Origin of the sequence: Weizmannia sp. FSL K6-0777 (assembly GCF_038593185.1) — a bacterium.
GTDB classification, from domain to species: Bacteria; Bacillota; Bacilli; order Bacillales; family Bacillaceae_C; genus Weizmannia; species Weizmannia faecalis.
Map to the genome: position 1 here is coordinate 532,729 of NZ_CP151971.1, position 21,987 is coordinate 554,715.

Here is a 21,987-nt window from a genome sequence, read left to right on the forward strand (position 1 = left end):
TACATGAACATAAATTCAATTATTGATCCAAACAAACGCTACGATTTTGTGCTCGTCTTTGATGTGACGGATGGAAACCCGAACGGTGATCCGGACGCAGGCAATCTGCCGAGAATTGATCCGGAAACAATGCAAGGTATCGTAACGGACGTTGCAATAAAAAGAAAAATAAGAGATTACATTTACTTGACCAGAGGGAATTTGGAAGGTTTTGATATTTACGTCAAGCATCGCGGAATTCTTACAAATGAGCAGAAGAAGGCTTATGAGCAATTAGGAAAACCGGAAAACGACACCAACTTGAAAACAGTAAAAGATGCGCGGCAGTGGATGTGCGAACATTATTTTGATACACGTATGTTTGGTGCTGTCATGTCCACAAAAAAATTTAATGCAGGTCAAGTACGGGGAGCCGTACAACTGACATTCGCACGCTCGGTTGATCCGATTTTTCCTGCTGAATCGAGTATTACTCGTGTTGCATTAACAAATGCTGATGATATTAAAGGCGGGGAAGCTGCTGATAAAGAGGCACGTACCGGACAAATGGGGAGGAAAGCCCATGTGCCATACGGTTTATATATCTCCTATGGTTTTTATACACCATCATTTGCAGTTCAGACAGGAGTAAGAGAAGAAGATTTAAAAGGGCTGTGGGAGTCGCTTATTAACATGTGGGATCTGGATCATTCAGCCTCGCGCGGTCGGATGGCATGTCGGGGATTATATGTATTTTCACATGAAAGTTATTTAGGTAATGCACCATCTAATCAATTGTTCGAGAAAATTGAAATCCATCGAATCGATCACAGTAAGGTTGCAAGATCGTATAAAGATTATACCGTCGTTTTTGATGAAAAAATGCCCGAGGGAGTAACGCTGTATAAAATTGTGAATTCTTTTAAAGATGTCAAAGCTGTCAACTGAGTTGTTGTCTTTGGATACAGGGCTTTACTTCAGTGCCACTCTTTGGTTTGGGTCAGACGCTTACCAGATGCTTAAAACCTAACAGCGGGGAAGGTCCTTAGAATGATTTTTAGTTTTAATAGGATATTCAACATCTGTCGAATTAGACGCCGATGCTGAAATTAATCGTAGTAGTACTGATGACTTTTTGCAGCAGGAAACAGAGTAACACGTTTTAGTTCATTTTATATAGCAGAAAAACAAAAATTAACCAGTCCAATTTATCTCGTAAGAACGATTAGTTAAAAAGTGGTTTTTTAACGTGCTGCTTTTTACGACATAGCAGTCTGTAATAAGAATGCTTTTTGGTGAAACTGTGCGAATGAATAGTGTACATGAATTTCCCATGGGATTCGCACCAAAAATCCAATAGACTTTTCCATATAAAGGAATTTTCGTGTAGCAAAACTTGGGATAATATGGGGTAATTTGTAGATATTCGTCAAAATCTATTAAATTTCTACACGATAATAGCTGTCACACTCCTTGCGAGTGTGTGGATTGAAATTTCCACAGTCTCTTTCGCCGGCACATCCGCAAAGTCACACTCCTTGCGAGTGTGTGGATTGAAATATGCCTTCAAACGCAATGATGATGGTTCACAACCGTCACACTCCTTGCGAGTGTGTGGATTGAAATGGGAGTAAAGGTAAGTGTATCCGGTGTTAGGGAAGTCACACTCCTTGCGAGTGTGTGGATTGAAATTTTAGGAGCCCGATTGCTTCTTGGTATCGCACTGGTCACACTCCTTGCGAGTGTGTGGATTGAAATACGTCTTTTCCTGTCATTATTATCACCCCCTTTAGTCACACTCCTTGCGAGTGTGTGGATTGAAATTGAAGTAAGGGACGTAACAGCGGAATTGGGGAAAGTGTTGGAAGAACAGCAGCAGCGAAAAGAACAGCGGAAAAAAGAGGAACTGCTAAAAATTGAGCAAGAGCAGGCGTTGCGTGAACAACAGAAAGCAGAGGCCCGCTTGGCGGCGATGTCCGAGGAAGAAAGATTGCTCTTTGCCATACAATCATTAACAGAATCACAAGCAGACCTGGAAAAAAGCAAATCGGAGTTATATGAGGAGGTAATCGCACAGCAAAATCAAGAAGCTGCCTTAGCTCTCCGACAATATTGGGAAAAAACAGGCCAGTGGAAAGTCAATAAGAAAAAGAAAAAACAGTATGATAAAGTCCTATCCATTAAAAAACTGTTAAATATAGAGTAAAGGCACGGGATCACTGTAAACAGCTTTTTTTGATGTAAATAGCGAAGGGAAGAAAACTCTTATTCAAGATTTCTTCCTTTTTTCTATGGAAAATATTCAGCTGCTTCAAATTTATCGGCTTCCTGCCGGGCCGGGCGGGAGTATAGATATCGCATCTATAAATGAGCACCCAGGGAGCTGATGTAGAATACATTTGCATCTTTTCCAGTGTGGTTTTTCTTTCCCATAACTTAGAGTTTGCTGAACGAATCCGATTCTGAGTTTGTCTGCAAGCGCTGTCTCAAAATATAGAAGAATTTTTTTGCAAAAATGGATGATTTTATCTTCTCCATACGTTGAATTGGCTTTCGAGTGCAAGCTTTTCACTGGATTTGTTATAAAACTCTAGCATTTAAATGGTTGCCAAAGCTGTCAGCAACCTTGCTAAATCTAGGCATTTTGCTTATTCAGCAAGCCCTATCTTAGGTAAGTCGGATTTTCATGATAAAACGTTTCTAGTCAGGCAGCGTACGCTTGTTAATAAACTGCCGATTTTTTTGAACTTCAGTATGGGTAAAGCTTTCTTTAAGAGTGCCGGGGTTACATATTTTTCCAGCTTCATGGAGAATCTCAGCCAATGCGTGGTCTAAGTTGGATTCGTCAGCGAAGGGGAGGAACGCATGACTGTATACACGTTAGTCTTGTATCCTAACAGCTTAAAGTGGTGAAAAAGGAGAGATCCGGGGGCGTAATGCGTGATATTCCATCAAAAGGATAATTCGTTCGTTACGCGTGTCCCGGCGTTAAGGCGTCAAGCGTGAACCATGATTCGTTCGCAACCAGTTGTAAATAGTGAGTGTCAAGCAATTTGATATGCTCAAATCTAAGCAGCAAGCCCCCAGATCTCCTTTTCCTTGCCGGCATGAGATCCGGCGGCAAAAGGCGGAATCCAAGCTCCGCCCCTTGCCGCCGGGTCTCATGCCGGGTGTTTACTGGTACTCCTCTACAAAGTCCAGGTCAACCGCTGCGTTAAAATTGGCTTTGTCAATCAGTATCGACAAACGGTTGGCTTCTTTTTCGGTTTTTTCAGCCTGCTTTTTAACCGCAGGGGGGTCAAACAGCGCTTTCTTGTAGACAACATTTGCGTCAAAAGCGCCTCTTGCTATCCGTTCCACTTGTTGGCTGTTGCCAAACTCTTGGAGCATTTCAGCTTCGGCGCGAAGTTGTTTCACAAGCTCTAGCGCCTCTACGATGGATATTTTTTCACCCTTCCATTCAATCGTTGTGCGTAAGTTGGATGCTGCCAGTGCCTTTGTGACCGCCCGATAGTGGTTTCGCACTTGCTGAATTTCGCGCTCACCACCTGAAATGTTCGTGCATGCGGCGTATATTCTTCACCTTTTTCAAATTCAACGTAGGCAATCTGGCTTCGATCCTGAATCAAGTCATGCAGTTTTTTGGACACCGCATTTTTAAGCAACCGTGCTTCCGCGACCGTGATTTGCATTTAACGCCCCACTCCCCTCCGACTTTTTCAATTTGCTATTATTATACAATTCCTGCTTTTAAGAGTGCAATGGTGGATTTGTAGTTCTTGCGGCAGTCATCTCTTTTTATTTAGAGGTTGCTGAACAAGATTTTGTCGAACTTTAAATGAAAGGGTTATGAAGGAAATACAGAAAAAACTTTGCACTCGAAAGCATTTTAACGGTTAGAAGAGGACAAAATCACCCCCTTTTTGAGATACTTCTTCTATTGGTGGTAAACATTCAAGCCGGTTTGCTGGGTAAATCGGTTAAAATGCCAAAATCCGATTCGTTCAGCAATCTCTATTATGGATCGATTTTTTTTGTGCCAACTGTTGAATCCGAATTAAAAGGAGAGCCGGCCCGTCCATTTACAGTCTGAAATCTGGCCGGGAATCCACTTGCTTCAAGAGGGAAAAGATATTGTATAGATTCTATTCAAATTATTGGGCATTCGTATTTTTTAAAGATAAAATGGAATTATGCATTTATAAATTTTGTCATTATTAGAGGAGGCGGATGAGTTTCTCTTGCTTGTGCCGGGGTAAAATAAAGTAAAATTTTAATCAAATTTTTCATGTCAGCACTTTTTGTATTTTCAACTTGGCCAACACAGAAAAAAGAAAGAAGGATACTGTATGAACACGATGCATCGTAAGTTGGGAACTTTTGCGCTTACCATGACCGGTCTTGGGTCCATCATCGGGTCCGGCTGGTTGTTTGGTGCCTGGAAAGCAGCTACGATTGCCGGCCCGGCAGCCATTTTTGCTTGGGTGATTGGGATGGTCGTTATCTTATTTATTGCCCTTTCTTACAGTGAACTGGGGGCCATGTTTCCGGTAGCGGGGGGAATGGTAAAATACACCCAATATTCCCATGGTTCTTTTGTTGGCTTTCTTGCTGCATGGGCGAACTGGATTGCCATTGTTTCCGTTATTCCGAGTGAGGCCATGGCTTCTGTGCAGTATATGAGCTCATGGCATTGGAGCTGGGCACAAAGTTTGGCACATAGCGGAATGCTGACGCCAAAAGGACTCGGCCTTGCTTCTTTGCTGCTATTGATTTATTTTTTTCTGAATTACTGGGCAGTCAGTTTATTTGCAAGGGTAAACTCACTGATCACCATATTTAAAATCGTGATTCCGGGGTTGACGATTTTTGCACTTCTGATTGTTGGATTCCATGGCAGTAATTTTACATACGGCCATGCCTTTGCCCCATATGGATGGTCAAGTGTGCTTACGGCGGTGGCGACATCCGGGATTGTGTTCGCGTTTAACGGCTTTCAAAGTCCGATTAATATGGCGGGTGAAGCGAGAAAGCCGGGCCGGTCGATCCCGATTGCAGTCGTTGGATCTGTTTTAATTGCAACGGTGATTTACGTTCTGCTGCAAATTGCGTTTATCGGGGGTGTCAGCCCTTCTGTCCTGGCACATGGCTGGAATCATTTGAATTTTAACTCCCCGTTTGCAGATCTTGCCATTGCGTTAAATATTAACTGGCTCGTGATTGTCTTGTATTTGGATGCGTTTGTATCTCCATCCGGCACCGGGACTACTTATACTGCAACAACTGCGCGTATGCTGTATGGTATGGAGAAAAATGGATATTTGCCGCGGTTTATCGGCAAACTGCATCCGGTTTATGGCATTCCGCGCCCGGCGATGTTTGTCAATTTAGTCATCTGTTTTATTTTCCTGTTTGTATTTAAAGGATGGGGTTCACTGGCAGAGGTTATTTCTGTTGCTACGTTGATTTCTTATATCACCGGGCCTGTAACTGTCATGGCATTAAGAAAAACCGCGGGGTACTTGTACCGTCCGCTCCAGGTGAAGGGCATGCAGATCATCGCGCCATGCGGATTTATTTTTGCTTCGCTGACGCTATACTGGGCACGGTGGCCGCTTACCGGGGAAGTTTTCCTCATTATTATGATTGGGCTTCCCATTTATTTTTACTATCAGGCGAAAAGGAAATGGCAGTCTTTTTCGAAAAATTTCAAGTCCGGCATTTGGATGGTCGCCTATCTGATTGTGATGATGGGCATCTCTTATTTTGGAAGTGAGAAATTTGGCGGCCTTAACATGATTCCGTACGGCTGGGACATGGTCCTCATTGCTTTCGTTTCGCTCGGTTTTTACATCTGGGCAGTGAAAAGCGGATACGAAACACCCGACCTGCTTGAAGCTGCAAAATTAAACAAAGCATTGAAAGAGCACGACATGGGTGTGGATGATGATGAAAATGGAAACGGGAAACGAAACCCGGCTTATTCAACGGATTGGCCACACTGATTATCGTAGAATTTGTCTAACAGGGGAATCCCTTCAAACACGTACAAAAAGCAGCAACCCATTTATTATTGAAAAACTGAATACCAAAAAAGCGCAGCTGAACCACTGCGCTTTTTTGATGCCTTTTTATTTCACTTTCACCGTCCGGTATCCACTGCTGTTGCCGGACTTATCCGTAGCTTTTACTTTGATCGCAGTCCCTTTTTTCTTCGGGCTGATTTTTATTTTGTAACTACCATGTTTATCAGCTTTGGCAGAGCCGATTTTTTTACTGCCGGTATAAGCGGTGACCGTTGCATATGCTTCCGTTTTTCCGGTGATATAACGGGAAGTATGGCTGACAGTGTTAACAGACGGTGTACTTGGTGCAATTCTGTCAACCACCGTCACGCTTTTTGTTCCACTTTTGCCATAAGTGTTTGTAGCATACACATAAATTTTTGTTCCGGATTTTTGTTTAGGAATAGAAACTTTATAGTCGCCTTTGCTGTTGTTTTTGCCTTTATAGGTTTTGGAACCGATTTTGACATAAACGGTGCTTGATTTGCTCGTCTTCCCGCTAACGGATGTGCTTTTATTGCTGACTGTGTTCACAGACGGCGTTGCAGCCGGTGATCCGACGGTCGTTACTTTTGTTCCACTTTTCCCATAAGTGTTTGTAGCATACACATAAATCTTTGTTCCGGCTTTTTGTTTAGGAATAGAAACTTTATAGTCGCCTTTGCTGTTGCTTTTGCCCTTATAGGTTTTGGAACCAGCTTTAACATTAACCGTGCAGTTTGCGTCTGTCTTGCCAGATACACTTGTACTATTGGTACTTACCGTATTAATAGATGGTGTAGATGGGTACAAAGGTGCATTGACGGATAAAACGTACTTGCCGGTATTATAATCACTGCTAATTTTTAAATAGTATGTTCCCGCTGGCAGGCTCTCACTTTTGTTCCATTGTTTAGGTGTTTTAATGGAGCCGTAATAAATATCGTCATCCCAAAGGGCGGTTCCCTTTGAATTTGTGAGATGAAGATCGACCCCCTCCATATAGGAATCTATATTCATCGTAACTTTTACAGCTTTTGGCAATGTGAATTTATAGCAATCTGTATGATCACTCTCGCTCAGAAAACCGGTTATTTTTTGCGTATTAAAGGAAATCTGCTGGGCCTGGGTCGTTCCATTATTGGGTTCCGATTCATTGTTTCCGGCGGCAGTAAACCAGGTTGACAAGTCATAAGTGCCGGTATCAGGGCCGTGAATTTTGATATAATAGGTTCCAGCCTCTAAATCAGCATCTTTTATCCATTGCTTGGGAGTCTCTTTGGTTCCGTCATAGACAGGTTCTTCGCCCCAGATGTTGTTTCCGTTCGCATCTGTAAAATCCACATAAGCCCAATCTATACTGGAGTCAAGACTGATTTTAAGGTTTCCTGCTTTTGTTAGCTTTACTTTATAAACGTCCGTATCGTCACTCCAACTCAAAAAACCGGTGACTTTTTGGCCGTTTGACAGCCCCTGTGCCTGCGATGTACTGTTATTTGGCTCCACTTCATTATTCCCTGCTGGTGTGTAATTGACATATAAATTGTATTTACCCGTTTCAGTATAATCGTTGGCCTGGGAAATCTTGATATAATAGGTTCCGGCTTCCAGATCATCACTCCTTGACCATTGCTTCGGCGTTTGAGCGGATCCACCAAATATGCCCTCACCTATTCCCCAAACCTCATTTCCATTTTCATCCAGAAGATTCAGCGAAACATTATAAATGTTTGAATCTACGTGAACATCAATGGTGCCTGCTTGTTTCAAAATTAATTTATAGCAATCCGTATCATCATTTAAGCTAAGAAAACCGTTGATTTTCTGGGTATTAAGTATAATAGGCTGTGCTTGTGATGTGCCATTGTTCGGCTCTTTTTCATTGCTTCCTGCAGTATTAAATCCAACCTTTAAATCATATTTTCCGGTATAATCATCGGCCTGGGAAATCTTGATGTAATAGGTTCCGGCCTCCAAATCAGCTTGATCCGACCATTGTTTTGGCGTGGAAGCAGATCCATCGTAAATGTCTCTGCTATAACTCCATACACTCTTTCCATTTTCATCTGTCAGATCCAAGGTAACAGCTTCGATATATGAGTTTAAATTGACTTTCACTGTACCAGCTGAAGGCAGTGTAATTTTATAGACTTGCTCAGTATTTTTGTTACTTATTGTGTTAGTAACTGTCGTATTAAAGTTTAAAGTTTGCGTGGTGCTCGCAGAAGCATGACTTGTTTGCGAAAAAAGTGATGGAAAAATTAATGCAATTGCCAAGATAAAGTAAATTGTTTTCTTCATAATCTTCACTATTCAACCCCTCCAGTATGATTAATTAAAAACGAGCGGAAAAAAGCGTCTCCTTTCTTTGTAAAATTAAAAAAATACCAATTCCATTATAAAAGAGATTGGAAGAATAATCCACAATTTTTATAGGACTTTTGTATGAGGGATTTATCGTATTTTTAAAGCTGCTAACCCTGATTTTCAGAGTAGTTCAGTAATTCTGCGGAGGTCAGTTAGTACCAACTGATCAGCAGCGGGTCTGCGGATGGATTCCAATTAAAAGTTGGGACTTTCAATCTGAAAAAATATGACAAGGTTCTTCATAGGACAGGAAACTATGGACTCATTGTTATGGTGACAGACAAATTTTCAACTTGTGGCATCATGGGGAAGGTGAGGCATTATATGAATAAGTTGCCAACTACAACAAAATTTTGTCGAAATGTATAGTCTTGGATGGAAAAATGTTATATAATTTAAATAGTTTACACATAAACGATTTTGGGGGAAATGATGAAAAAACTGAGGATCTTTTTATCCATTTTACTGGCGGTTGTTGTATTGGGCGGCGGGGTGGCTTATTTTGCATACCAAAAGCTGCAGCCGGAGAACCATTTTAAAAACGTACCGACCGTCTCTAAAACTGGGAACAACCCGGGCAGCCAAGGCACAACAACACCCAAAATGAAGGAAAACGTATTCAATGTCCTTTTACTCGGTTCAGACGAACGGAAAGGGCAGAAGGTAGGACATTCGGATTCGATTATCTTGCTTCATGTCGATCTGAATAAGCACAAGTATAACATGGCCAGCATTCCCCGTGACACGCGCGTGTATCTTGATGGCTACGGCTATACGAAACTGACAAGCGTGCAATATATTAAACAAGCTACAGGTGGCACAACAGCCGGGATTAAAGCCGCTATCAATTCAATCAGCCAATTGACAGGCGTACCGGTCAACTATTATGTGGAAACGAATTATGAAGGCTTGCAGTCGATGGTGGATGCGCTGGGGACGATTGATGTGGATGTGCCGTTTGATGTAAAACTGACACACCCCTGGTACCCGGAAAACAAAGGAAGAGTAATTGCACAAGGTACGCAGACGCTTGACGGAGAAATGGTGACAGAGCTTGTACACGAACGCTATTCGTTGAAAAACGTGGACTATGACCGCCAGCTGCTGCAGGAAAAAGTGTTGATCGGTATTGCCAAAACCGCACTTCAACCGAAAAATTTAACGAAACTGCCAAAACTGGTGGACAAATCATCTGAATTTGTCATTGCTACCAATATGTCAAAAACAGATATCGCGAGTCTTGGTCTGCTTGTAAAAAATCTTAACACAGATAAGCAAGTGACCTATTACCAGCTGAACGGCACATCGAAAAGCATGTACGACGATATTTTAAAAAACAACAACTCGGAAATCGTCCTCGACCAGACGGCATTGAAAAAGACAATGGAGCATTTTGAATAAAAGGATTCGGAATTGGGATTGTGATTTGCATGATGGAGCTGGGATAAGCGGGGACAATTTAGGTTTCAAACGAATTTTATCCACTTGAATTTTTTGGAAAGTGAACGGCCAGAAAAAGCGGCCATCTACTTTGCGTGGAAAATAAACAGATTGCTACGTAAGCTAATAGGGTTAATTACTTTTTCTGTATGTAAAGGCCCGGTATTTTGAAGGCAGACAAGAGCAAGGCTCCAGATAAGGTTGCTTTGTTTTTACGGAGGCATGATGGGAGGGGCCGGGTCATAAATATTTTATAAGTCTGGTGTACAACGCCGGAAATCTAATTCAGTGGGGGTATCATAATGGCAACAATTTTATACGCCGTCTTTATTGCAATTGCGCTTTATGTTTTAAATGGCATGGCATTTATGAAGTTGGCCCAAAAAGCCGGGCGCGGAGACATTGCCTGGATGGCTTGGGTCCCGGTCTGTAATGTGATCCAGCAGCTTCTTTTGATTAAGAAAAGCGGCTGGTGGGTGCTCATTCTGCTCGTCCCGGTTGTGAACTTTATTTTTATTATCATTTGGCAAGTGAAATTGCTTCAAGCATTCGGCAAGCATGGCGCCTATGTACTGTTGTATATTTTTATTCCCATAGTTTATCAAATTTTATGGATCGTTTGGGCATTTTCCGACGAGACGAAGTACGTGGAAAGGGAAGCAGTGTAAGGATGATAAAAAGATGCCGTTGTTTGGTACGGCATCTTTTTATCATTATGAAGCTAAAGCGGGAAAGCTGTTCTGTTGTTTTAAAAGGGAAACGATCACGAGGCCCACTGCTGTTTTTGGATCCAACAATATACCCGTTAAGGCAAATCGTTGCCGGCAGCAAAATAAATATCATACCAGTCTCGGCGGGTAAGACTTACTTTTGATGCTTCTGTGATTTTTTTCAGCCTTTCCGGGTTCATTGTTCCGGCAATGACTTGGATTTTTGCCGGATGCCTTAAAATCCACGCGGTCGCGACTGCCTCTTTGGACACGCCTTGTGCTTGTGCCAATTGGCCAAGTTTTTCGTTCAATTCCGGGAATTTTGGATCATCGATAAAGACGCCCTCAAAGAATCCGTACTGGAACGGCGACCAAGCTTGAATGGTGATATCATGCAGGCGGGAATATTCCAGAATTCCGCCGTCATGGTTGATGCTGCGTTCGTCTTTCATATTGACGTGCATCCCGAAGTCAATCATACCGGTATGCGCGATGCTGAACTGCAACTGGTTGACAATCAGTTTTTGAGAAATGTATTTTTGGACAAGATCTACTTGGTACGGATGGAAGTTGCTGACCCCGAACTGGCGGACTTTGCCGGCATTTTGTAGCTCTGAAAAAGCTTCGGCAATTTCTTCTGGTTCCATTAACGGATCAGGACGGTGAAGCAGGAGTATATCCAGGTAATCGGTTTGGAGCCGTTCTAGGATGCCGTCAACCGCTTTTAAAATATGCGATTTGGAAAAGTCATACATCTTGTCGCCAATGCCACATTTTGATTGGAGAACGATATCTTCCCGCTTGATGGAACTGTTTTTCAGCGCATTTGCAAAAATTTTCTCTGATTCTCCTTTTCCGTATATATCGGCATGGTCAAAGAAATTAATGCCGTGCTCGACTGCTGTTTCAATCATCGTTTGCGTTTCTTTTTCCGACAACCCGTTCATCCGCATGCAGCCTAACGCAACTTCTGATCCTAATATACCGCTCTTGCCAAGATTGATCCGATTCATCTTCATCCCTCCTGTAAAATGCTTCACATTTTATTATGGATTTGGATCATCTGCAAAGTCAAAGAAAAGCACTCGCATAACCAGGGGACGCCGGATCAAATTTGCAAATTGAAAAATCTACTTGAAAAACGAACGTTTGTCCTTTATAATAAAGCTGAAAAATAAGAAAAGGAGTGCTGCCATTGGATTGGTAATGGAAAAACATGCCGGTTATCACGTGCATGATCGTTTGTTTAAAGAGCTGATCCAAAACTTTTTTCAGGAGTTTATGGAGGCGTTTTTCCCGGATGTGTCAGCGGATCTCGACTACCGCCGGGTGCGGTTTTTGTCGCAGGAACAGTTTACGGACTTTCCGGGCGGTGAGCAAAAACGGGTTGACATCCTTGCCGAAACAAAGGTAAAAGGGAAAGACACGGTGATTCTCATCCATGTAGATCCGCAGTCGTATTACGAGAAGCCTTTTCCTGAACGCATGTTTCGTTATTACATGATGATCAGTCTCCGGCACCGGAAACCGGTATTGCCGATTGCCGTTTTCAGTTATGAGGAGAAAACAGAAACCCCTGATACGTACACCTTTGCGTTCCACAATATTGAAATTCTTCGTTTTCACTATTTATCCATTCATCTGATGAAACAAAATTGGAGAAATTATATCCGGAGCGACAACCCTGTTGCTGCGGCATTATTAAGCAAAATGGGGTACACAGAAAAAGAACGGGTGCAGGTCAAACTGGAGTTTCTGCGGATGCTGGCCCGGATGGAACTTGACCCTGCAAAAATGAGGCTGTTACACGGTTTCTTTGATTATTATTTAAAATTAAACGAAAAAGAGGAGGCGGAAGTAATGGAAAACATTCAAATGCTGGACCCAGACGAAGCAGAGCAAGTATTGAAGCTGCCGAATTCTTACTTTGACCGCGGGTATAAGAAGGGAAGAGAAGAAGAGAGAAAAGAAATGTTACAAACGATTCCAATTGCCATCAAAATGTTGCAGGCGGGTATGGAGCTTCAATTAATTGTAGAAAAAACAGGCCTGACCCAGACAGAAGTGGAAAAAATAAAACAGCAACTGGAGCATTCATAAGATGGAAGTCAGACTGCCTGGTGTGGATGGAAAAGAAGTTGTTTTAGACTTGCCGAACTATTATTATGACCTCGGATATAAAAAAGGATTTAAAGAGGGATTTAAAGAAGGATTTAAAGAAGGAGTAAAGGAGAGAAGAGAAGAAGAAAGAACACGATTGATTATCAACTTGCTAAAAAATCAAGTGGATGTGAAGGCCATCGTCCAAGCATCCGGCTTGAGTGAGGACGAGATCATGAAAATCAACAGGGAGAACAATTGGTAAGAACACCATTGTACTTCAAAACTGCCAGCCTGCAGTAGGCGGTTTTGAAGTACGCTCGTTTGCCTGTACAAGGAATTCTCCGCCATGCTGCTGAATAAAGAATAAAGCTTTACACGAATGGGGGATGTTGATGCAAACTGCTTTTATCGCGGGCCATGCGAAGCTTCCGTCCGGGATGGCGGCCCAAAATATTTATGATACTTTGACGATAACGGCGGAAATTGAGATGAGGTACGGTGTCATTCTTGATGTCTCCTGTACACTGGCTACGGAGCACGGAAGGAAATTTATTTCCCATCTGCTTAAGGGTTACAGTTTAAATGATGGAATTGAGGAACCATTGAAGCAACTGCAGGAATTTTACTTAGGCAAAGCTTCAAATGCCTTAATTTCTGCTTTTAAAGATTTGTATAAACAGTATCATCTCGTATTGAAAACAAAACAGGGGGAATAGCCCCCTATCCAAATCGTGCTTTCACCATATTCTGAGCCCTTTAGTAAACTTTATAGGCAAGTTTTTTATAGAAAATGAGAAAAAGCTTTGCACTCGAAAGCCATTTTTGCAGATATCCTTTCTATGGATGGCAAACATTGCAGCACTTGCTGAATGAGCCGGAAAAAAAGCCACAACGGATTCGGCCAGCAAGACTGTTGCCGCTTATGACGCCGTTAAAAATTTCTATACCGAGGCTACTGGTATTTCATTGAAGATGTTGCGCCGTTACGATTCCTCCGCACCGCTTTCTGTAAACGGCCAGCCCGGCAGCATTTTGCTGAGCGGTTTGTCCGTACGATAACCGAGGACGTATTCTGCCTGCATGATCGTGTGAATTTCGCGGGTGCCTTCGTAAATGACCGGTGCCTTCGAGTTGCGCAAGTAGCGTTCAACCGGGTATTCGCTTGAGTAGCCGTACGCGCCATGAATTTGGACGGCATCGTTGGCGGCTTCATTGGCGAAGTCGCACGCTTGCCATTTGGCGAGCGAGGTTTCGCGGGTGTTGCGCTTCCCTTGGTTTTTCAGTTCGCCAGCGCGGAAAACGAGGAGACGGCTCATTTGGTAGCCTGCTTCCATTTTCGCAATCATTTGCTGGACAAGCTGGTGTTTGCCAATTTCATGCCCGAATGTTTTCCGCTCATGGCAGTATTTGACGCTTGCTTCAAGGCAGGCCTGGATTAACCCGCACGCGCCGGCTGCCACGGTAAAGCGGCCATTGTCGAGCGCCGACATGGCAATTTTGAACCCTTCGCCTTCTTCTCCAAGCAGGTTTTCTTTTGGCACCCGCACATTGTCAAAGAACAGTTCCCCGGTGTTTCCGGCTCGGATCCCGAGTTTGCCTTTAATGGCTTTTGAAGAAAAACCTGGCATTGTACGCTCCACGATAAATGCGGAAATGCCGTGATGCTTTTTCGCTTTATCAGTGTAAGCAAATACGAGAAAATGGTCCGCGACATCGCAAAGCGAGATCCATGTTTTCTGCCCGTTTAAGATATAAAAGTCCCCGTCTTTTTCGGCCGTTGTGCCAATGCCGGCAACATCCGAGCCCGCGCCAGGTTCCGTGAGGCCGAATGCCCCGATTTTCTCGCCTTTTGCCTGCGGGACAAGGTATTTCTGCTTTTGTGCCTCTGTTCCCCACTGCAAAAGGGTCAAGCTGTTTAAGCCAGTGTGGACGCTCACGGCCGTTCGGAAGGCGGTATCCCCCCGCTCGAGTTCTTCGCAAACAATCGCGAGCGCGTTATAGTCCATGCCGCTTCCGCCATATTTCTCCGGGATGCAGACCCCCATCAGGCCGAGATCCGCCAGCTTTTTCAACAGGCTTGTTTCAAAATGGTGGTTTTCATCCCATTCGCGAATAAAAGGCATAATCTCTTTATCTACAAAATTCCGTACGGTTTTCTTTAAAAGTTCCTGTTCTTCCGTCAGTTCAAAATGCATGATTTCATTCCTCCTTGTACGCTTCAATTTCTTCTTGTGAAAATCCGATTCTGCGTAAAATCTCTTCTGTGTGCTCTCCCGGCATGGGCGGGTGTTGCACGTACCGGACAGGGGTTTCAGATAGTTTCAACGGGCTTGCAACAAGTTTGATTTCCCCGGCAATCGGGTGCTCCATTTTAATCAACATTTCCCTTGCCTCAAGCTGCGGATCGGCCGCCACCTGCTCGAGGTTTTGGATTGGACCGCACGGAATTTTCCGCTTCTCCAATGCTTCCCGCCAAAAGGAAACCGGTCGGGTTCGAAAAACTTTTTCCAAAATCGGGATCAATGTCTCACGGTTTTCTACCCGTTTCGGATTTGTCGCGAATCTTTCATCCGATGCAAGTTGCCCCAGGTCGAGCAATTCACAAAGCGTCTGAAACTGGCGGTCGTTTCCAACGGCGATCGCAATCTCCCCGTCGCTCGTTTGAAAAGATTGATAGGGAACAATATTGGGATGCCGGTTGCCTAGCCGTCCGGGAATGTTACCCGACATAAGAAAGTTGCTGGCAATATTAACAAGGGCCGTTGTAGCTGAATCGTAAAGCGAAAGGTCGATTTTCTGCCCTTTCCCCGTATGCTCCCTTGCCAAAAGGGCAGCCTCTATGCCGATGCAGGCGTAAAGCCCTGTTAAAACATCGGTAATGGCGACGCCTGTCTTCAGCGGCGGCCCGTTTTCTTCGCCTGTGATGCTCATCAGCCCGCTCATCGCCTGGATGATAAAATCGTAGCCGGGCAAATCTTTGTACGGGCCGGTTTCCCCGAACCCCGTAATCGAACAGTAGATGAGCCGCGGGTTGAGTGTCCGGAGCGTTTCGTATCCAAGCCCAAGTCGCTCCATCGTACCGGTTTTAAAATTATGGATGACAACATCGCTATTTTTCGCCAGCCTGCGAATGATTTCTTTTCCGCTTTCACGCTTTAAATCTAGCGTAATGCTTTTTTTATTTCGGTTGGTGCACAAATAGTAAGCGCTTACGTTTTGCTGAAACGGTGGTCCCCATCCCCGTGTTTCGTCACTGCCGCCGGGTGCTTCGACTTTGATCACCTCTGCACCGAGATCGCCAAGGATCATCGTGCAGAAAGGCCCGGCCAGCACTCTTGTTAAATCAAGCACTTTTATCCCGGACAATGCGGATTTCAACCTATCCACTCCTTTCAAAAAGTAGAAAAAGCCAGCATTGCATCCATGAGGCACGGATAAAATGACTGGCTTTTTCTGCCGGACAGCTTATCTTGCGGGATAAGCAGGCAGAATAAACAGTTATGTCTTTCTTTAATTGGGGCTTGCTGAATAAGCAAAGTTCCTCGATTTGGCAAGGCTGCTAACAGCTTTGGCAACCATTTAAATGCAAAGGTTTTACCACAGATCCAGGGAAATGCTTGCACTCGAAACCCGATTCAACGTATGGAGAAGATGAAATCTCCCCTTTTCGCAAAAGGATTCTTCTAAATTTTTGAGACAGAGCTTGCAGACAAATTGGGTACAAACTTAGAATCGGATTCGTTCAGCAAGCCCTAATTGGATTACCCCCGGCTGGCTTTGTTCACGCATTCCGGGAAGGTAACATCGCACAAAGCTTGGCGGATGTTATGTATATAGGATAATCCAATCCAGCGAAATTGTAAATCGTTTTTGAATATTTTTATTAGAAAATCAAAACAAACAGTCAGATTGGCCATGCTGATAGCGGCGGCCTATCCATACAGTCCTAAAGTGCATTCGCATAGCGCGTGATCGTTTCGGATTTCATTCTTATCCAATGTAGGTTGAATGCCAATATCCGGAAAAACTTGATTGTTTTATTTTTGACCGCGGAATTGGGGAATGTTAAATTATAGGAAAATGGTTGTTCAGGAGGGATTTTCATGGATGGGAACAAAAAACAGATCCGGCTGGCAAGAAGGCCTGTTGGAACGCCAACAATGGAGGATTTCGCTTTTACCGAAGCGCCAATTGGCACACCAGGTGAAGGCGAAGTGCTAATTCGAAATGTATATATTTCCGTTGATCCGTACTTAAGGGGAAGAATGGAAGATGTGAAATCGTATATCCCGCCTTTTCAGCTGAATGATGTCATTGTAAGCGGCGTGATCGGACAGGTTGTCGCATCGCAGTCCGCCCAATTTAAAAAGGGCGACATCGTGATCGGCACGCTTGGTTGGGAAACGTATTCTATTGCGCATGAAAAAACGATCCGGAAGCTGGATCCCGATCTTGCACCCATAACGACCCATCTTGGCATTATTGGAATGACCGGGCTCACTGCGTATTTCGGTCTGCTCGATATTGGGAAGCCGAAAGCAGGTGAGACAGTGGTTGTATCGGGTGCTGCAGGGGCGGTTGGCTCCACTGTCGGCCAGATCGCAAAAATCAAAGGAGCGCGTGCTGTTGGAATTGCCGGATCTGAGGGAAAATGCCGCTATCTGACAGAAACGTTAGGGTTTGATGCAGCCATTAATTATAAAACGGAAAATGTCAGAAAGGCACTTAAGGAAGCATGCCCTGACGGTGTTGATGTCTATTTTGACAATGTCGGCGGTGAAATTTCCGACGCGGTCTTCCCGCTGTTGAACGATTTTGCGCGCATTCCGGTATGCGGTGCCATATCCGCTTACAATAAAACAGAGCCGGATGTCGGGCCGCGTGTACAGCAATATTTAATCAAAACGAGTTCGCTGATGCAAGGTTTTACAGTTGGCCATTACAGTTCCCGCTTTAAAGAAGCCGGCGCCCAGCTTGCTGCCTGGTTGAACGAAGGCAAATTAAAATATGAAGAAACGATAACAGAAGGTTTTGATTCGATCATTGACGCTTTTCTCGATTTGTTTAAAGGAAAAAATATCGGAAAGCAGCTGGTGAAAATCAGCGAATTTGAATAATGTAGAAAGAAACAATCATCATTGGTGTATGGCTGCACCAGTCGGGACATAACGATGCATTGATTAGGTATGGGTCGAGGATCGAGGCTGCCATACTTGACAACAAGTTATGTCCTTCTTTTGTGCATTCACCCAGCTATATGGAATTTCACAATAAGGCCGGGCATTGTTCTTGCTTCTTTTATATAGAAGAATTCCTGATTATGCTGTAAAGTCGGCCAAAAATTTGGACCGTGGCTGAATCCGCGTTTATAAACCGGAGTGTAATGAGAGAAAGGCAGAGCAAGATGTCTTTTCCCCAACGCTTTCTGTTTCCCGCGTGTTTCTGGAATCTAACAGATGTTCAAAAAGGCTAAAAGCACAATGAAAAACCGAACAGGTCTCATGCAAATCTTCCTTTTTATTGGCGGAGTTTTCATGATTTCACCACAAGAATCCGGCTGTGCGGAGGGAAAATCGTCAAATATCTTTACCTTGCACACGCCTGGTGATTCCGGTATGATAGGGGCACAATGGTGTCGGCGCAGGGGGATATAAATTTGAGAGAACTGCTAACTAACCGGTTTGTCCGGATGATCTTTTTATCGGAACTATTTTTGCAAGCCGGGATCTGGGTACGGAATTTTGCCGTCCTGTTGTTTGTTACAGATAAAACGAACGGAAATCCGCTTGCGGTATCAATGATTTCAGTCGCAGACTATTTGCCCATTTTCATCTTTAGTTTTATCGGCGGGGCATATGCGGATCGCTGGCAGCCAAAGAAAACGATGATCTGGTGCGATTTGCTGAGTGCCACCTCGGTTTTTGTCGTGATCGGGGCGCTTATATTTGGTTCGTGGCAGGTGATCTTTTTTGCCATGCTCGTTTCTTCCACTTTATCGCAGTTTTCACAGCCGTCAGGTTTAAAGCTGTTTAAAATACATCTGGAAGAACGCCTGATTCAGCAGGGGATGGCGGTCTACCAGACGATTTATGCCGTGTTCATGATTTTTGGCCCTGTGATCGGCACGTTTGCTTATCAAAGGTTAGGCATTGATCTTTCGATAACCATTACCGGCGTAGCTTTCCTGCTCTCCGCAGCGGCCTTGTCTTTTATTCCGCGCGATGAAAAGGTAAAAAAAGCTGAAAATGCGACAAATATTTTCCAGGAAATGAAAAGCGGGGTTCGTTATGTGCTTGCAAAAAAGGAACTCAAGCTGCTTGGCTGCGGATTTCTTACTGCCGGGCTCGGCGTTGGTCTCATTCAGCCGATGAACATTTTTCTTGTAACCGATCGCCTCGGCCTGCCGAAAGAATACCTCCAGTGGCTCGTAATGGTAAACGGGATCGGCATGATTGCAGGCGGCGCGTTTTCAATGTTTTTTTCGAGATCCGTCTCCCCGCTTAAATTGCTCTTTACCGGGTTGCTCGCGAATGCCCTCGGGCTTGCGGTGATTGGCGCGTCAACTTCTCTTTGGCTGACGCTTGCTGCGGAGCTGGTTTCCGGCCTGTTCTTGCCAAGCATTCAAATCGGGATTAGCACGATGGTTTTACAAAATACGGAAGCGGACTATATTGGTAGGGTGAACGGCACGCTTTACCCGCTTTTCACGGGGGCAATGGTGATCACGATGAGCCTTGCCGGCCTGGTGAAAACATGGCTGTCAGTGACGGCTGTTTTCGAAATTGCGGCGTTATTTTTTATCATTGGCCTCTGCTTTGCCTTCCCGTTAATGAAAGAACGATCACATGCGAGGTGAAGTCTTTGCGGTAGGGGCAAGAGGCGAATAGTTTTTCAAAAAAGTTTTCCAAAAGAGGATGCTTCGAAACGGCGGAAGCACCCTTTTTCGTATATCGTTCTGTAAAATATGGATGGACAGCTTCTTTTAAACAGGGCAGTGAAAGGGGAATAGAAGCTTTGATTTCGAATCGGCAAAAACAAATATTATGGTTGTTACAAAAGTCGGCAGGCCCTCTGAATGCGAAGGCCATCGGTGAACGGCTGGGCATTAGCGACCGGACGGTAAGGGAGGAAATTCGGCAAATCCAACAGAAGAGCGATGCGCTTGGCGTAAAATTGAAAGTGCTCAGGGGAAAAGGATATCTCCTTGAAAAAGTGGACTATCGTCGTTTGCTCCAGTTAGAGGAAAACGGGCTTTTTGCAGAACAGGAGGAAAGGGTCAAGTACATTTTAAAGCGTTTGCTGCTGGAAAAAGATTATGTGAGGCTGGAAGATTTGGAAGCAGACCTATATGTTTCAAAGTCGACACTTCATACTGATTTGAAAAAGGTAAGAAAAATATTAAAAAAGTACGACTTAACTCTGGCTAACCGTCCGCATTACGGAACAAAAGTGGAGGGCGGTGAATTCAAAAAAAGGCTGTGCCTGGCGGATTCCATTTTTGGCTGGCAAAATAAGCCGGGTCAACAAAATACCCCGTTCAATCAGGATTTATTCCAAAAAGTAAAGCAAATCTTGATTCGCATTATTTCCAAATACCGGCTACGCTTTTCCGATATAGAATTGCAAAATTTGGCAACCCATATTACCCTTGCATGCAAGAGAATCGAGGACGGGTTCACGATTGAGCCGTTGCCATTTCACTTTAAAGAATCCTACACTTTTGAAAGGAAAGTGGCAAAGGAAATTACCGGGGAAGTGGAAAAATCGGTCGGCATCCCGTTTCCCCCTGCAGAAATAGACTATATTCTCGTCCATTTACTGGGGACAAAACTGATTTCCAAGCATGTAGCGCGGCAAGTATCCGATGAGATTGATGATATTGTTAACGCCATCCTCCATAAACTAAAAACTCAGTTTCGTTGGGATTTTAGCAATGACAAGGAATTCAGAAACGGGCTGACATTGCATCTGCACACATCTTTGAATCGGATGAAATATAAGATGCATATCCGGAACCCATTGCTGAATGAAATGAAAACCAAGTTTCCCATCGCCTTTGAAGGGGCAGTCGCTGCCGGCGAGTGCATTGAAGCGGTTATCCATAAAAAGGTGAATGAGGACGAAATCAGTTATCTTGCCATTCATATTGCCATCGCGCTTGAGCGAATGAGAAAGAAGAAGCGTGTTCTTGTTGTGTGCGCGACAGGGTTGGGCAGCGCCAAAATTTTGTCCTATCAGCTGGAAAACAGATTTGCAAATGAGATGGAGATTGTGGACACGATCAGCTATTACACTCTCTCTGATTATGATTTGTCACGGGTAGACCTGATTGTCAGCACGATCATGATTCCCGATCATTTAGAAGTGCCTGTTGTGGTGGTCAGTCACTTTTTGGAAGAGAATGATGCTATCCACATCCAACGGGAAATCGGCCGTCTGAAAGGGAATGTGCAGAAATATATGGCGCCTTCCAAAATATTTATCCATCAGGAGCTGGACAGCAAGGAGAAAGTCATTCAATTTTTATGCAAAAAACTGGTTGAACAGCATGCCGTTCCGGAAAATTATGCAACACTTGTTTTGAAAAGGGAAGCGATTGCATCCACTGCTTTTGGCAACCTGGTCGCAGTCCCGCATCCGCTTGAACCGGTTACCCACCGCACCTTTTGGACAATTTGTACACTTGCCCGGCCGATTCAGTGGGATGAAGACAAAAAAGTGCAGTTGGTTTGTTTGCTTAATGTCGGAAAAGAAGGCGGCAATCTGAATGCGATGTATAAGTATTTAACCGGGATCGTCCAAAACAAAGCAGCCGTTCAGAAGATCATCAAAAGCAACACAGTGGAAGAGTTGATACAATGCATGGAGGCGGGCTGATTGCTTTTTGCAATTGGCTTTTTTGTTTGATTTTTTCCACTTGCAAGCGGAAAAAAACCGGAATAAAAGTAAAACTTTTTCAAATTATAATGAAAGTGTCAAGAAAAGACAGGAGGAGAGCATCATGGGAGACGAAAAAATCCGGATCTTATTGGTTTGCTCGGCAGGCATGAGCACCAGCCTGCTGATGGAAAAAATGCAAAATTCCGCCCGGGACCGGGGGATCAACGCAGAAGTAATGGCCATGTCCTCAACGGAAGCGGATAAATTTTTGACAAAGGAACATGTGGATGTGCTGCTTTTGGGCCCGCAAGTCCGTTATATGAAAAAGAAATATGAAAAAACGCTGGCAAAAACGGATATTCCTTTGGCCGTCATTGACATGAAAGACTACGGAAAAATGAATGGCGAAAAAGTACTGGATGCTGCGTTGCAACTTGTAAACGCCGGCAAATAAGGAAGGGGGT

At 44.0% G+C, this 21,987-nt stretch carries 17 protein-coding genes and 1 CRISPR repeat array; of the genes, 12 read left to right on the forward strand and 5 right to left on the reverse strand.

The window, feature by feature from the left end; genetic code table 11:
- Positions 1-3: 3 nt before the first annotated feature.
- Both cas7c and NST70_RS02500 read left to right on the forward strand, forming a co-directional pair.
- Complete coding sequence (cas7c, locus tag NST70_RS02495; RefSeq protein WP_211062502.1) at positions 4-927, forward strand: type I-C CRISPR-associated protein Cas7/Csd2; 924 nt, start codon at positions 4-6, stop codon at positions 925-927.
- A gap of 515 nt (positions 928-1,442) precedes the next feature.
- A CRISPR array of direct repeats spans positions 1,443-1,803; the repeat unit is 32 nt; unit sequence GTCACACTCCTTGCGAGTGTGTGGATTGAAAT.
- Between the two features lie 37 nt (positions 1,804-1,840).
- Positions 1,841-2,185 (forward strand): hypothetical protein, encoded by a 345-nt coding sequence (locus NST70_RS02500; RefSeq protein WP_260832380.1) that lies wholly within the window; start codon positions 1,841-1,843, stop codon positions 2,183-2,185.
- A 968-nt stretch (positions 2,186-3,153) separates the two neighbouring features.
- Here NST70_RS02500 and NST70_RS02505 read toward each other — a convergent pair.
- Complete coding sequence (locus NST70_RS02505) at positions 3,154-3,504, reverse strand: hypothetical protein (RefSeq protein ID WP_328228352.1); 351 nt, start codon at positions 3,502-3,504, stop codon at positions 3,154-3,156.
- Between the two features lie 824 nt (positions 3,505-4,328).
- Here NST70_RS02505 and NST70_RS02510 point away from each other — a divergent pair.
- Positions 4,329-5,984, forward strand: a complete 1,656-nt coding sequence (locus tag NST70_RS02510; RefSeq protein ID WP_260832383.1) for an APC family permease — start codon at positions 4,329-4,331, stop codon at positions 5,982-5,984.
- 126 nt (positions 5,985-6,110) lie between these two features.
- On the opposite strand, the gene NST70_RS02515 is transcribed toward NST70_RS02510, so the two are convergent.
- Complete coding sequence (locus NST70_RS02515) at positions 6,111-8,324, reverse strand: Ig-like domain-containing protein (RefSeq protein ID WP_260832595.1); 2,214 nt, start codon at positions 8,322-8,324, stop codon at positions 6,111-6,113.
- 498 nt (positions 8,325-8,822) lie between these two features.
- Here NST70_RS02515 and NST70_RS02520 point away from each other — a divergent pair, with 498 nt between their 5' ends.
- Together NST70_RS02520 and NST70_RS02525 are read left to right on the forward strand one after the other, a co-directional pair.
- A complete protein-coding gene (locus NST70_RS02520) occupies positions 8,823-9,791 on the forward strand; it encodes an LCP family protein (RefSeq protein ID WP_061086658.1) in 969 nt (322 codons plus the stop codon).
- 341 nt (positions 9,792-10,132) lie between these two features.
- Positions 10,133-10,498, forward strand: a complete 366-nt coding sequence (locus tag NST70_RS02525) for a DUF5684 domain-containing protein (RefSeq protein ID WP_014096161.1) — start codon at positions 10,133-10,135, stop codon at positions 10,496-10,498.
- 137 nt (positions 10,499-10,635) lie between these two features.
- On the opposite strand, the gene NST70_RS02530 is transcribed toward NST70_RS02525, so the two are convergent.
- Positions 10,636-11,553 (reverse strand): aldo/keto reductase, encoded by a 918-nt coding sequence (locus NST70_RS02530; RefSeq protein WP_179234195.1) that lies wholly within the window; start codon positions 11,551-11,553, stop codon positions 10,636-10,638.
- A gap of 181 nt (positions 11,554-11,734) precedes the next feature.
- Between NST70_RS02530 and NST70_RS02535 the strand changes: the two genes are divergently transcribed.
- The 3 genes from NST70_RS02535 to NST70_RS02545 all read left to right on the forward strand — a co-directional run bounded on the left by NST70_RS02535 (position 11,735) and on the right by NST70_RS02545 (position 13,359).
- Complete coding sequence (locus NST70_RS02535) at positions 11,735-12,640, forward strand: transposase (RefSeq protein WP_328228360.1); 906 nt, start codon at positions 11,735-11,737, stop codon at positions 12,638-12,640.
- Position 12,641: 1 nt separating this feature from the next.
- Positions 12,642-12,905 carry a hypothetical protein gene (locus NST70_RS02540; protein ID WP_014096156.1) on the forward strand — a complete coding sequence of 88 codons (264 nt, stop codon included), beginning with the start codon at positions 12,642-12,644 and terminating at the stop codon, positions 12,903-12,905.
- Between the two features lie 130 nt (positions 12,906-13,035).
- Positions 13,036-13,359: a DUF3870 domain-containing protein gene (locus NST70_RS02545; RefSeq protein WP_017550185.1), complete on the forward strand. Its 324-nt coding sequence runs from the start codon at positions 13,036-13,038 to the stop codon at positions 13,357-13,359.
- Between the two features lie 267 nt (positions 13,360-13,626).
- On the opposite strand, the gene NST70_RS02550 is transcribed toward NST70_RS02545, so the two are convergent.
- Together NST70_RS02550 and NST70_RS02555 are read right to left on the reverse strand one after the other, a co-directional pair.
- Positions 13,627-14,838, reverse strand: a complete 1,212-nt coding sequence (locus tag NST70_RS02550; protein ID WP_061577482.1) for an acyl-CoA dehydrogenase family protein — start codon at positions 14,836-14,838, stop codon at positions 13,627-13,629.
- 4 nt (positions 14,839-14,842) lie between these two features.
- Positions 14,843-16,021 carry a CoA transferase gene (locus NST70_RS02555; protein ID WP_046721832.1) on the reverse strand — a complete coding sequence of 393 codons (1,179 nt, stop codon included), beginning with the start codon at positions 16,019-16,021 and terminating at the stop codon, positions 14,843-14,845.
- A 725-nt stretch (positions 16,022-16,746) separates the two neighbouring features.
- Here NST70_RS02555 and NST70_RS02560 point away from each other — a divergent pair.
- From NST70_RS02560 to NST70_RS02575, 4 genes are all read left to right on the forward strand, one after another.
- Entirely contained in the window at positions 16,747-17,760 is a 1,014-nt protein-coding gene (locus NST70_RS02560; RefSeq protein ID WP_046721833.1) for an NADP-dependent oxidoreductase, read from the forward strand.
- A gap of 539 nt (positions 17,761-18,299) precedes the next feature.
- Positions 18,300-19,499 carry an MFS transporter gene (locus tag NST70_RS02565; RefSeq protein WP_110133808.1) on the forward strand — a complete coding sequence of 400 codons (1,200 nt, stop codon included), beginning with the start codon at positions 18,300-18,302 and terminating at the stop codon, positions 19,497-19,499.
- Positions 19,500-19,657: 158 nt separating this feature from the next.
- The gene (locus NST70_RS02570; RefSeq protein ID WP_328228353.1) at positions 19,658-21,520 is read left to right on the forward strand and encodes a BglG family transcription antiterminator; all 1,863 of its coding nucleotides are present in this window, start codon (positions 19,658-19,660) and stop codon (positions 21,518-21,520) included.
- A 124-nt stretch (positions 21,521-21,644) separates the two neighbouring features.
- Complete coding sequence (locus NST70_RS02575) at positions 21,645-21,977, forward strand: PTS sugar transporter subunit IIB (protein ID WP_014096149.1); 333 nt, start codon at positions 21,645-21,647, stop codon at positions 21,975-21,977.
- Positions 21,978-21,987 lie beyond the last annotated feature (10 nt).

What these genes read in the sequence shown, in the direction of transcription:
- cas7c (WP_211062502.1), top strand. Translation starts at nt 4, where the DNA reads ATGAACATAAATTCAATTATTGATCCAAACAAACGCTACGATTTTGTG.
- NST70_RS02510 (WP_260832383.1), top strand. Translation starts at nt 4,329, where the DNA reads ATGAACACGATGCATCGTAAGTTGGGAACTTTTGCGCTTACCATGACC.
- NST70_RS02515 (WP_260832595.1), bottom strand. Translation starts at nt 8,324, where the DNA reads ATGAAGAAAACAATTTACTTTATCTTGGCAATTGCATTAATTTTTCCA.
- NST70_RS02520 (WP_061086658.1), top strand. Translation starts at nt 8,823, where the DNA reads ATGAAAAAACTGAGGATCTTTTTATCCATTTTACTGGCGGTTGTTGTA.
- NST70_RS02525 (WP_014096161.1), top strand. Translation starts at nt 10,133, where the DNA reads ATGGCAACAATTTTATACGCCGTCTTTATTGCAATTGCGCTTTATGTT.
- NST70_RS02530 (WP_179234195.1), bottom strand. Translation starts at nt 11,553, where the DNA reads ATGAATCGGATCAATCTTGGCAAGAGCGGTATATTAGGATCAGAAGTT.
- NST70_RS02540 (WP_014096156.1), top strand. Translation starts at nt 12,642, where the DNA reads ATGGAAGTCAGACTGCCTGGTGTGGATGGAAAAGAAGTTGTTTTAGAC.
- NST70_RS02545 (WP_017550185.1), top strand. Translation starts at nt 13,036, where the DNA reads ATGCAAACTGCTTTTATCGCGGGCCATGCGAAGCTTCCGTCCGGGATG.
- NST70_RS02550 (WP_061577482.1), bottom strand. Translation starts at nt 14,838, where the DNA reads ATGCATTTTGAACTGACGGAAGAACAGGAACTTTTAAAGAAAACCGTA.
- NST70_RS02560 (WP_046721833.1), top strand. Translation starts at nt 16,747, where the DNA reads ATGGATGGGAACAAAAAACAGATCCGGCTGGCAAGAAGGCCTGTTGGA.
- NST70_RS02575 (WP_014096149.1), top strand. Translation starts at nt 21,645, where the DNA reads ATGGGAGACGAAAAAATCCGGATCTTATTGGTTTGCTCGGCAGGCATG.